Source organism: Bradyrhizobium sp. (genome assembly GCF_030646015.1).
GTDB lineage: Bacteria > Pseudomonadota > Alphaproteobacteria > Rhizobiales > Xanthobacteraceae > Bradyrhizobium.
Genome location: NZ_JAUSLT010000163.1, coordinates 1 through 8,493 on the forward strand (window position 1 = coordinate 1; position 8,493 = coordinate 8,493).

General features: G+C 64.7%; 8 protein-coding genes. 6 read left to right on the forward strand and 2 right to left on the reverse strand.

Going from position 1 to position 8,493, the window contains the following annotated elements:
• The 6 genes from Q7T45_RS24010 to Q7T45_RS24035 form a co-directional block, all read left to right on the forward strand.
• Nucleotides 1-199, forward strand: a 199-nt coding sequence (locus Q7T45_RS24010) for a hypothetical protein (protein WP_304874182.1), incomplete at its 5' end; no start/stop codon positions are given.
• Between the two features lie 148 nt (nucleotides 200-347).
• Nucleotides 348-1,325 (forward strand): small ribosomal subunit Rsm22 family protein, encoded by a 978-nt coding sequence (locus tag Q7T45_RS24015; RefSeq protein WP_304874184.1) that lies wholly within the window; start codon nucleotides 348-350, stop codon nucleotides 1,323-1,325.
• Nucleotides 1,326-1,596: 271 nt separating this feature from the next.
• Nucleotides 1,597-2,157, forward strand: coding sequence for a LemA family protein (locus Q7T45_RS24020; protein WP_304874186.1), 561 nt, complete (start codon nucleotides 1,597-1,599; stop codon nucleotides 2,155-2,157).
• 32 nt (nucleotides 2,158-2,189) lie between these two features.
• Entirely contained in the window at nucleotides 2,190-3,356 is a 1,167-nt protein-coding gene (locus Q7T45_RS24025; RefSeq protein ID WP_304874188.1) for a M48 family metallopeptidase, read from the forward strand.
• A 232-nt stretch (nucleotides 3,357-3,588) separates the two neighbouring features.
• Entirely contained in the window at nucleotides 3,589-4,347 is a 759-nt protein-coding gene (locus tag Q7T45_RS24030; protein WP_304874190.1) for a hypothetical protein, read from the forward strand.
• 59 nt (nucleotides 4,348-4,406) lie between these two features.
• The gene (locus tag Q7T45_RS24035) at nucleotides 4,407-5,075 is read left to right on the forward strand and encodes a hypothetical protein (RefSeq protein ID WP_304874193.1); all 669 of its coding nucleotides are present in this window, start codon (nucleotides 4,407-4,409) and stop codon (nucleotides 5,073-5,075) included.
• A 189-nt stretch (nucleotides 5,076-5,264) separates the two neighbouring features.
• Here Q7T45_RS24035 and Q7T45_RS24040 read toward each other — a convergent pair whose 3' ends face one another.
• On the reverse strand, nucleotides 5,265-5,804 hold the full coding sequence (locus tag Q7T45_RS24040) for an adenine phosphoribosyltransferase (protein WP_304874195.1): 540 nt from the start codon (nucleotides 5,802-5,804) through the stop codon (nucleotides 5,265-5,267).
• 148 nt (nucleotides 5,805-5,952) lie between these two features.
• A complete protein-coding gene (locus tag Q7T45_RS24045) occupies nucleotides 5,953-8,118 on the reverse strand; it encodes an anthranilate synthase component I (protein ID WP_304874197.1) in 2,166 nt (721 codons plus the stop codon).
• Between the last annotated feature and the right edge of the window lie 375 nt (nucleotides 8,119-8,493).

Sequence of the window (8,493 nt, forward strand, 5' to 3'; positions counted from 1 at the left end):
TGTGGAGCGGTTCTGCAACCTGCTGCACGAGATGACCTCCACCACCGAGACGCGCTTCATCATCATCACCCATAATCCGATCACGATGGCGCGGATGAACCGCCTGTTCGGCGTCACCATGGCCGAGCGCGGCGTGTCGCAACTGGTGTCGGTCGCGCTTGATGAAGCGGTGAAGATCCTCGATCAGCACGTGGCGTGATGCCCTTCCCTTCTCCCCTTGTGGGAGAAGGTGGCAGCCGAAGGCTGCCGGATGAGGGGTCTCTATCTGCGGAGACAGACCCCTCACCCGTCGCGATGCTGCGCATCGCGCCACCCTCTCCCACAAGGGGAGAGGGGAAGAAGACAGAATGATCCCTCCCGACCTTCCCACTGAGCTGAAATCCGCGCTCGACGCCCGGCTGCACGGGCTGTCGCGCAGCGACGCCGCCGGGCGCTCGGCCATCATTTCGAAAACCTATCGCGATGGCGGCGGCTCCGGCGCGATCGCCTCGGAAGCCGACGCGCTCGCCTACGCGCTGGCGCGGATGCCCGCGACCTACGCCGCTGTCACGGCCAGCCTGAACGCGCTGGCCGAGATCACGCCGGACTTCGCGCCCACCAGCCTGCTCGACGTCGGCGCCGGGCCGGGCACCGCGAGCTGGGCCGCGGCGGAAGCGTTTTCGTCGCTCACGGCATTTACGCTGCTCGACGCCAACAGTGCCTTGCGCGCGCTGGCGCTGGATCTGGGCGGCGCCAGCACGCGCCTGCGCAGCATGACCTATCAGCAGGGCGAAGCCCGCGCCGAGCTCGCCAGGGCTGAAGCCGTCGACCTCGTGGTCGCGAGCTACATGATCGGCGAAATCAGCGAGAGCGAGCGAAAGGCGCTCGCCGAACTGATGTGGAGCAAGACCCGCGATACGCTGCTGGTGGTCGAGCCCGGCACGCCGGCGGGCTATGCGCGGATCGTCGCGCTGCGGGCACACTTGATCGCGGCGGGCGCGCATGTCGCGGCGCCCTGCCCGCATGACGGGCCATGTCCGCTTGATGCGCCCGACTGGTGCCATTTCACCCAGCGCCTGCCGCGCTCGCAGGCGCACCGGCAGCTCAAATCCGCCGAACTGGCCTATGAGGACGAACGATTCGCCTATGTCGCACTGACGCGCGCCCCGGCCGCGCGGCGCCCCGCCCGCGTGCTGGCGCAGCCTGTGGTCAGCAAGGTCGAGGTGACGGCCAAGCTCTGCACGCCAGAGGGGCTGGCCATCACAAAAGTGCCCCGCCGCGCCAAGGCTGACTTTGCCCGCGCCCGGCGATGGCGATGGGGCGATGCGGTGGTGGACGAGGGTTAGTGACGCACTCGTGCCCCGGATGCTGCGCAGCGCGCCGCCCTTGCGGCGTGGTACGCTGCTGATCCGGGGCCCATCGATCGTATCGGCTCCGAAATGAGTCCCGGCTCTGCGAAGCGGTGCTGCGCACCGCTTCGCGTCCGGGACACGCGTTCCTTGAACTTATCCCGCCCCGGATCCGACCAACCAGAGCCTCACCTCGCGGCGGGCTGCCGCGCGGGCCGGTTTTGGTCTAGCGTGCCCGCCTTCGTTGTCTCATCAGGAGTTTTTTGCCATGTCGACCGGCTGGATCGTTCTCGGCGTCATCGTCATTCTCGTGTTCTTCGCGTTCGCCGCGTATAACCGGCTGGTGGCGCTCAGCCAGCGCGTCGGCCAGGCCTTTGCCGACATCGACGTGCAGCTCAAGCAGCGCCACGACCTGGTCCCGAACCTGGTCGAGACCGTGAAGGGCTACGCCAGCCACGAGCGCGGCACCCTCGACGACGTCATCAAGGCCCGCAACTCCGCGATGTCAGCGCAGGGCCCGGGACAGATCGCCGCCGCCGAAAACCAGCTGAGCGGCGCGCTCGGCCGGCTGATCGCGCTGTCGGAGGCCTATCCCGACCTCAAGGCCAACGCCAACTTCCAGCAGCTGTCGAGCGAATTGTCCGACCTCGAGAACAAGATCGCGGCCGCCCGCCGCTTCTTCAACAACGCGGTCCAGGAATACAACACCGGCATCCAGCAGATGCCCGCCGCGCTGTTCGCCGGCACGTTCGGCTTCACCAAAAAGGAATTCTTCGATCTCGGCGCCTCCAGGACCGAGGTCGAGGTGGTGCCGACGGTCAAATTCTGATCCCGCAAACCACCTCGGCAGGGTAGCGCATCATGGCCGCCTACGGTCTCTACACGCACATTGCATCGAACAAGTTGCGTTCGATGCTGCTGCTCGCCGGGCTGTTCCTGCTGATCTACGTGCTGGTCTATGCCGGCGCGCTGCTGGCGGAGGTCGCAATCGATAGCGACCGGCCGGTCAACTATTATTTGATGGCGGCGGGCCACGACCTCGTAAAAGCGTTTCCCTATGCGACGGGGGCGGCGGCGCTGTGGATCGTGATCGCCTATTTCTTCCACCAGAACATGATCGACGCCGTCACCGGCGGCGAGGACGTGACGCGCAAGCAGCAGCCCCGGCTCTATAATCTGCTGGAAAACCTCTGCGTCTCCCGCGGCATCCCGATGCCGAAACTGAAGATCGTGGACAACGACGCGCGCAACGCGTTCGCCAGCGGGCTGAACCGGCGGCAATATGCCGTCACCGTCACGACCGGCCTGTTGAAGGCGCTTGATGATCAGGAGCTCGAGGCGGTGCTCGGCCACGAGCTCACCCACATCCGCAACGGCGACGTGCAGCTGATGGTGACCGCGGTGATCATCGCCGGCGTGGTCGGCTTCTTCGGCGAGCTGTTCTTCCGGATGTTCACCAATCTGAGCTGGAATTCCTCCTCTGGCGGCTCATCGTCGTCGAGGTCGTCCTCGTCTTCCTCGTCGGACAGCAACAGCAAGGGCGGCGGCGGCGCGGTCATTGTGGTCATTATCGCGGTGGTGTTGATCCTGCTGGCCTGGCTGCTGTCGCAAGTCGTCAAACTGGCGCTGTCGCGCTCGCGCGAGCTGCTGGCCGACGCCGGATCGGTCGAACTGACCAAGAATCCCGACGCCATGATCTCGGCGCTGCGCAAGATCGAGAACCGCGGCGAGCTTCCCGGCGCCACCTCGGCGGTGATGGAATTGTGCATCGACAACCCGCGCGAGGGTTTTGCCGACCTGTTCGCCACCCATCCCTCGGTGGATTCCCGGGTGCAGGCGCTGGTGAAATATGCCGGCGGACACGATTCCGGCCGGCTGGCGCTGCCGTCGGATACCCAAGAAGAGCCGGACGACGGCCAGGTCGAACAGCCTGAAACCACCGGCCAGATCCCGCCGCCGGTCCCCGCCGGCCCCTGGAGCGATGGTCCGGTCCGCGCCGCGCGCGGTCCCTGGGGCCGGCGCAACTGAGCCCGAATCGACCTGCCCGTGTTAACGACACCGGCAGGATTAAGCTTAACCCGCGCCTAATTCATTGAATTCTCCCTTGTTTCTGCCATGTTCGCGCCTAAAGCAGGGGACGGGGACGTTTCGACCGCTTTGCGATCGGGACAAGGCACGGTCGGCAGCCGATTCCGCCAGCAGACGGTTCGGTTTGCCTTGGGATCATGCTGCAGCAAAGAATGGCGCGTAAGGGAAATTCATGACGACGAAGCCGGTAGTGATCGTGGTGGGCGCGGACAAGGGCGGGGTCGGCAAGACCACGGTGTCGCGGACCCTGCTGGATTATTTCAGCGCCAACAACATTCCCACCCGTGCCTTCGACACCGAGTCGCCGCGCGGCACCCTGATGCGCTTTCACCCCGACATCACCGAGATCGTCGACATGACGACGACCGCGGACCAGATGAAGATCTTCGATACGCTGAACGCGGCGAGCCCCTCGGTCACCGTGATCGACGTCCGCGCCGGATTGTTGTCGCCGGCGCTGGCCTCGCTGCGCGACATCGGCTTTCTCGACGCCGCCAAGTCCGGGCAGATCACCTTTGCCGTGTTCCACATCCTGGGCCCCTCGATCGCCTCGCTGGACGAAATCGCCCAGACCGCCAATTTCATGCAGGGCGCCAAATATTTCCTGGTGAAGAACTTCATCAACGATACCCAGTTCTTCCAATGGGACCAGGCGACCTACAATTCCTATTTCCACCGCATCAAGGACGCCACCGAGCTCACCATCCCCAAGCTCAACGAAATGGCCTACGAGCAGGTCGAGGTCTCCTCGGTACCGTTCCTCAAATTCGTCGCCAACAAGGGCGTCCATGACGAGGCCGCGAACTATTCGTTTGTGCTGCGCGGCTATGTCCGGCACTGGCTGGCCAATGTCTGGAGCGAGTTCGACCGCATAAAGCTGACCGACCTGGTCGGCTCCGGCAAATCGGCGACGCGCGGCGGCGAAAAATAATTGCGCAAACGGCTGCTATTTGGCTGGATTGGGCGCCGAATTCGCCTGATATAGCGCCAATGTACCGCACGCCCGTCTTCATCATCTGCTCGCCCCGCCCGCTGGTCGGCAAGACGCTGATCGCGCGGCTGCTGACCGAATTCCTGCTGCTGAAGCACGGCACGGTCGCGGCCTTCGACATCAATCTGAAAGAGCCGTCGCTGCTGGAATTCCTGCCCAGGGTCACCGAGACCGCCGACGTCATCGACACGTTCGGAAAAATGCAGCTGATGGACCGCCTGATCGTCAATGACGGGGTCAGCAAGGTGATCGACCTCGGCTTTCACGCCTTCGACGAATTCTTCAAGATGACCGGGGAAATCGGCTTCATGAAGGAGGCGGCGCGGCGCGGCGTCTCGCCGATCATCCTGTTCGTCGCCGATACCGACCGCGCCTCGGCGCGCGCCTTTCCCATGCTGCAGCAGCAGATTCCGCCGAACGCGCTGGTCACCATCGACAACGAGCATATCGTGCGCGGCGAGCTGCCGCCGGCCTTCGCCCGCGGCCGGGTGCTGCGCATCGCCGCCCTGCCGGTGTTCCTGAAGACCTATATCGACCGGCTGACCTTCTCGTTCACCGGCTATTTGCGCAACGAGAAGGATTCATCGACCGAACTGCATCAATGGATCCGGGAAAACTATTTCAGCTTCCGCGAGCTGGAGCTGAATTTGATGCTGCAGGGGTCGTGAGGTTCCGAAGCGATCACCATCGATCCGTCGTCCCGGACAAGTGAGCGTTAGCGAACGCTGATCCGGGACCCATACGCCGCGGCCTCTCGTGATGGTACGGATGCAGACGCCTTCTTGAACAACAGACGACCGGGATTATGGGTCCCTGCGTTCGCAGGGACGACGAGTCGAGAGTTCAGCGCTTGGCCTTCAATGCCCCTCGAACGCCATCAGCGTTCGCACCGGCACGCCCATCGCCCGAATCTTGTCGGCGCCGCCGAGATCCGGCAGGTCGATGATGAAGCAGGCCGCCACCACGTCGGCGCCGATCTGTCGCAGCAGTTTTACCGCGCCCTCCGCGGTGCCGCCGGTGGCGATCAGGTCGTCGACCACGATCACCCGCTCGCCCGGCTTGATGGCGTCGGCGTGCATTTCCATTTCGTCGATTCCGTATTCCAGCGAATAGGCGATGCGCACGGTGGTATGCGGCAGCTTGCCCTTCTTGCGGATCGGCACGAAGCCGGCCGAAACCTGATGCGCCACCGCGCCGCCGATGATGAAGCCGCGCGCCTCGATGCCGGCGACCTTGTCGATCTTGGAGCCGGCCCAGGGATCGACCAGCTGATCGACCGCGCGGCGGAACGCGCGGGGATCGCCGAGCAGCGTGGTGATGTCGCGAAACAGGATTCCCGGCTTGGGGTAATCCGGAATGGTGCGGACGGTGGCCTTCAGATCATGTTCAAACGTCATCGTTGGTTCTCTTCCTTTCTTCGTCATTGCGAGCCAACGGGTCGGCGCAGAGCGCCGCCCGATGACAGGCTCCGCGAAGCAATCCATGGCGAGACGAAGAAAGTGTGGATTGCTTCGTCGCAAGGGCTCCTCGCAATGACGTCCTTCCTCAATTCGTCATTACCCCCAGCCGGAACGCATTCTCCACGATGCGCAGGCCGACTTCGCCGCCGAGCGACATCAGCGATTCCGGGTGAAACTGCACGCCGCCGACCGGCAAGGTCTTGTGCTCGATCGCCATCGCCACGCCGTCTTCGGTGCTCGCGGTGACGCTGAGCACGTCGGGCATGCTGTCGCGCTCGACATAAAGCGAATGATAGCGGCCGATCACGATTTCATTGGGCAGGTTCTGCATCAAGCGCCCGCCGCGCACCTGGACCCGCGACGGCCGGCCATGCGCGGGCTGACCGAGCTGGCCGAGCTGGCCGCCAAAATATTCGCCGATCGCCTGCACGCCGAGGCAGACGCCGAAGATCGGCAGCTTCATGTCGAGCGCGGTGTCGATGGTTTTTGAGATCGCAAAATCCTCCGGCCGCCCGGGACCCGGCGACAGCACCAGGAGATCCCAGGCGTTCTGCGTCAGCATCTGCTGGGCATGAATGTGCCGCACCACGGTAACGGTGGCGCCGACCTGACGGAAATAATCCGCCAGCATGTGCACAAAGCTGTCGTCGTGGTCGATCAGCAGCACCCGCTTGCCCGATCCGGTGGCATCGGGCGCGATGCTGGACAACGGCTTGGCGGGATCGCCGCGCAGCGCCTGGAAAAGTGCGGCGGCCTTGACCTGGCATTCCCGGTCCTCGGCGGCGGGGTCCGAGTCGAACAGACAGGTGGCGCCGACCCGCACCTCGGCGAGGCCGTCCTTCATCCGGATGGTGCGGATGGTCAGTCCCGTGTTGATGCTGCCATCGAAGTTCACCGCGCCGATCGCGCCGGCATACCAGCGCCGCGACGATCGCTCATTGTCCTCGACGAACTGCATCGCCCATAGTTTCGGCGCGCCGGTCACCGTCACCGCCCAGGCGTGGGTCAGGAACGCATCGAGCGCATCGAAGCCAGGCCGCAGAATGCCTTCGACATGGTCGACGGTGTGGAACAGTTTCGAGTAGGTCTCGATCTGCCGCCGCGCCAACACCTTGATGGTGCCGGGCACGCAGACCCGCGCCTTGTCGTTGCGGTCGACGTCGGTGCACATGTTGAGTTCGAATTCGTCCTTCTCCGAATTCAGGAGTTGCCGGATCTGCTCGGCATCGCCGATGGCATCGACGCCGCGCGCGATGGTGCCCGAGATCGGGCAGGTCTCGACCCGCCTGCCGTCGGAGCGCACGAACATTTCGGGCGACGCCGCCACCAGGAATTCGCCCTCGCCGAGATTCATCAGTGCGCCATAGGGCGACGGATTGATCCGGCACAGCCGCTGGAACACTTCCGCCGGCGAGCGCTCGCAGGGCTCGGCGAACAATTGTCCCGGCACCGCCTCGAACAGATCGCCGCGCGCGAAAGCGGCCCGCGCCTTTTCGACGGTGGCCTGATATTCGCCGGCGGCGTGATCGGCAAATCCCTGCCGCGGCGTCTGGGCGTAGCCGCTCTCGGCGGTTTCGCGCGGCAGGCCCTCGGTGGACTGGCCGTTCCAGGCAAAGTCGTAGCTCAGCACCACGCCTCGCCCGGTGGCGCGGTCATAGGCCAGCAGGCGATCCGGCACGTACAACACGATGTCGCGCTGGTCGGCTTCACGCGCCCGCTTCTGCACGAGGTCCTCGATCTGGAACACGAGGTCATAGGCGAAGGCGCCGAACAGGCCGAGCAAGGGATCGTCATTGGCGCCGAGTGCGGCGACGAGGTCGCGCACCAGCGACATTACGCTGGCGCGGCGGGTGCGCTGATCCTCGTCGACTGGCGCGGCGCCGCGCACGATATGGCCCTTGAGCCGGGTGGCGCTTTTCTCGCTAATGACGACGCAAGGTTCGCGCAGCACGTCGCCGAGGAACGCGATCAGCACCTCGCCGCGCGCGTTCAGCGCTTCAAGCGAAAAATCGGCGCCGCTGGTCTGCAGCCACAGCGGCGGATCCGCGAAGCCAAGATCAAAACTCTCGTAGCGGCCGGGCACCGTGGTACCCGACGACAGCACCACGCCGCGGCGGCGGTCGAGCAGGTCAATCAGGTCGTCGAGCCGCTTGGCGTCGCCGGTGAACTGCTCGACATTCCGCGTCACCGCCAGCCCGCCACGGGTGCGGTATTCGCTGTGGTCCGGCAGAGAAAAGGCTGTCCTGTTCATGTCATCCTCTTACGAAACTTAGCGAGGGAGCGCCATGCAGGACAAACAAAAGGGCCGTCGCACTGCGATGACGGCCTCTGACGATTTGGGAAAATGAAATCGCACCGGCCACCTCTCAGGAGGTGCGCCACCAAAGACGGCTATCGCGGACGACGGTGTTCATGGGCCGATAGACACCATTTCGTGGCGGAGACGTCAAGAGCACCCTGGCGCGGTCCGGGGGCGGTCGGCCCTCTCCCCCGCTTGCGAGAGCTTTGCACAATCGGGTCTGCGGGAATGGGGCCCGAAATCTGGCTTTTTTTGCGAACTCAGGTGGCGCGCGAGACGTGAAGAGTCCGGTTTTCGCGGCCGATCGGTGGCATCGGGCGATCGCGG